The organism is Rhizobium altiplani, assembly GCF_001542405.1.
GTDB lineage: Bacteria > Pseudomonadota > Alphaproteobacteria > Rhizobiales > Rhizobiaceae > Rhizobium > Rhizobium altiplani.
In genome coordinates this window covers 1-2,410 of record NZ_LNCD01000074.1, presented here as the reverse complement: position 1 = coordinate 2,410, position 2,410 = coordinate 1, and the positions used below count along the sequence as shown (strand labels likewise).

Genomic DNA, 2,410 nt, shown 5'->3' with positions numbered 1-2,410 from the left:
CGGCGGAATTGGCGACAGTGGCTGGGGCCGCGAAGGCGGAATAGAGGGTCTGGAATCCTACACTGTAAGAAAATATGTCGGCCATCTCCATTCGTAGCGGGGGATGACATAAAAGGAAAAGGAACGCGGGACATGAGCTTGGACGATTCATTTTCGGGTTGGCGACCACTTCAGCTCGCGTCTGAGGGCCCGCGTTACCTTGCTTTGGTAAATGCGCTGGAACAGGATATTGCCGATGGTCGGCTGACTGATGGCGACCGGCTGCCGGCACACCGTGATCTGGCTCGACAGCTTGGTCTTTCAGTCGGCACAGTCAGCAAAGCCTACCAGGAGGCCGAACAACGAGGCATCGTTAGCGGGCATGTGGGGCAGGGCACCTTCGTTCGGCGCCGCACGATCACCCGCTCGGAGGCTGCGGCAAGGCATGAGCCAGTTAATCTTGGTCTCAACGTACCCGCCGAGGGGAACGAGACACAGATACTGGCTGCATTATTCAGCGAGATAGCACGCGAGCGTGATCTGGGCCCGTTGCTGAGGTACCACCCTCACGCTGGCATCTCGAAACACCGCGAAGTCATCGCGGCCTCATTGTCCGATAGCAGTTTCACCGTTGAGCCGGCGCAGCTGTTCTTGTGCAACGGCGCCCAGCACGCCATCGATATTGCCCTACGTCTGATCGTAAAATCTGGTGACAGCATTCTTGTGGATGCACTGACTTATTCGGGTTTTAAAGCAATCGCTGTAGCCAGTCATCTCAACTTGGTGCCTGTGGAGATGGATAAGGAAGGATTGCGTCCTGACGCGCTGAAACAGGCTTGCCGGGAGTCCGGCGCGCGGGTGCTCTATTGCATGCCTACGCTTCAGAGCCCGACGGCGCGTACCATGAGCATTGCGCGTCGCCGCCGCATTGCCGAACTGGCCGAAGAGCTCGATCTCGCTGTCATTGAGGATGACGTCTACGGCTTTTTCTTCCCCGAACGTCCGGTGCCGATCGCCTCGTTGGCACCGGGCCGCACCTTCTATGTGACGTCCTATTCGAAATGCGTTGCGCCGGGTTTCCGGCTCGGCACATTGACTGTCCCGACAGCGTATACGGGTCAAGCCGAACTCCTTCTGCATGCCTCCGCCTGGTTTGTTGCTCCCATGATCAGCGAGGCAGCTGTGCGGCTGATTGAAAGCGGAGACTTGGAAGAACTTTTGCGTGAGAGGCGCCGGCAGGCGTTGGAGCGTTACCGGGTGTTCCTGGAGGTCTTCCCCGAAGCCTCAAAGCTTCAGTTTCCAGCCTTCTACGCGTGGTTGCCCTTGCCGCCAAAGTGGTCTCCGGATCAGTTTGCGGCTGCCGCACGAGGTTGCGGCATATTCGTGACGCCATCGATCGCCTCCGCTGTAAGTGACGGCAACCCGGGTGCAGTACGCATTTGCTTGGGTGCGCCCAAGGATCTTGTAGAACTTTCAGAAGTGCTTCAGACGTTGCGCGAGATCCTGGGTCGCCACCCTCTAAACGTCGTTTCTGTCGCGTAACTGAATCAGGATCGAAACGCCTCACCTTGACCGATCAATGTCGGCACTAGTCGAGGGAGGCTTTACCGACCTGCCGACAGCATTGCATCTATCCCTGTAGGCAAGCTTGCGGGCCGATTTTGTATCGATCAGACCGAGAGGGAACCCATCTTACGGTTAAATGAAATCAATATAGAGACTGCATGTGACGCAAGGCGCCATGAAAGCTGAGTGACGACTTGAAGACAATGGCGTTACCTCGCACGGTTGAGATGCAGATCACCATACCCGCAGTCTTTCGAAACGTCGCAATCAAAGGCCTGACAAAAGACCGCACTCGATCACACGTTCAGATGGATAAAAACTTCTTGCATTACGGGTGGCGACCACAGAAGAAGTGCTAGTCACCTGAATCTGAAGTTCGGTTCATTGTCTTCTGGCAAAAGCGTTTGACCGACGCGAGGATCTGGTCGGCGGATTTGACCCACTTGTATGGGGTGGGATTGTCGTTGTGGGTTTCTATGAAAGCGTCGATGTCGGCTTCAAGTTCTGCAGTGGAACGGTGTACGCCGCGCTGCAACTGTTTTCGCGTCAGCTCTGCGAACCATCGCTCGACCTGATTGATCCAGGATGCCGACGTTGGCGTGAAGTGAACGTGCCAGTGTGGGCGGCGCGCGAGCCAGGCCTTGACCCTTGGTGTCTTGTGGGTGGCATAGTTGTCCATCACCAGATGCACGTCCGGCCCATTGGGCATTTCGGCGTCAATCCGCTTCAAAAAGTCGAGGAATTCGGTCGCTCGGTGACGCTTGTAGCAATGACCGATCACGGCGCCAGTCGCGACGTCGAGCGCGGCGAACAGGGAGGTCGTGCCGTTGCGGACATAGGTATGAGTGCGCCGTTCGGCGACGCC

Annotated in this window: 2 protein-coding genes; one reads left to right on the top strand and one right to left on the bottom strand. The window is 57.0% G+C overall.

Annotated elements, in window-relative coordinates; translation table 11 throughout:
- The first annotated feature begins 132 nt into the window (after positions 1–132).
- Positions 133–1,521, top strand: coding sequence for an aminotransferase-like domain-containing protein (locus AS026_RS16430; RefSeq protein WP_028749621.1), 1,389 nt, complete (start codon positions 133–135; stop codon positions 1,519–1,521).
- 379 nt (positions 1,522–1,900) lie between these two features.
- Here AS026_RS16430 and AS026_RS16425 read toward each other — a convergent pair.
- Positions 1,901–2,410, bottom strand: a 510-nt coding sequence (locus tag AS026_RS16425) for an IS630 family transposase (protein WP_131815275.1), incomplete at its 5' end; no start/stop codon positions are given.

Coding starts and splice junctions, on each gene's coding strand:
- AS026_RS16430 (WP_028749621.1), top strand. CDS start 133: ATGAGCTTGGACGATTCATTTTCGGGTTGGCGACCACTTCAGCTCGCG.